Source organism: Citrobacter sp. VF227 (assembly GCF_052950715.1).
The window spans coordinates 1-481 of record NZ_JBRFVF010000340.1; the positions used below are offsets into that span (position 1 = coordinate 1).

Here is a 481-nt window from a genome sequence, read left to right on the forward strand (position 1 = left end):
GCGCTGATCGGGCCTGAACCCACCTCGCCAACGGCTGTCGGAGCGCTGTAACAGACGCCGTTTCGGTGTTCATCTCAGCAAGGAAAGCGCAACACCGCATGCATACCCTGGAACAACTCGAACGTGGCGAACTGGCCGGCATCAGCCGCCTTGATCTTTCCGCCGGCCTTGACGCCTTTCCCGACGCGATCTTCGGCCTCGCCGATACGCTGGAAGTGCTGAACCTCTCGGGCAACCAGCTCGACAGCCTGCCAGCCGACCTATCCCGTCTGCGCAAGCTGCGCATCCTGTTCTGCTCGGACAACCCGTTCACCGAGGTGCCGGAGTGTCTCGGCGATTGCCCGCAGCTGGAAATGGTCGGCTTCAAGGCCAATAGTATTCGTCATCTGCCTGCCGATTCCTTGCCGCCGGCTCTGCGCTGGCTGATCCTTACCGATAACCAGCTGGAAAGCCTGCCCGACGAGATCGGCAACTGCCGAAG

General features: G+C 61.7%; 1 protein-coding gene. It reads left to right on the forward strand.

Annotated elements, in window-relative coordinates:
- Positions 1–98: 98 nt before the first annotated feature.
- Positions 99–481 (forward strand): leucine-rich repeat domain-containing protein (locus tag ACU8YC_RS26645; protein ID WP_446896213.1); only part of this gene is annotated, 383 nt, incomplete at its 3' end.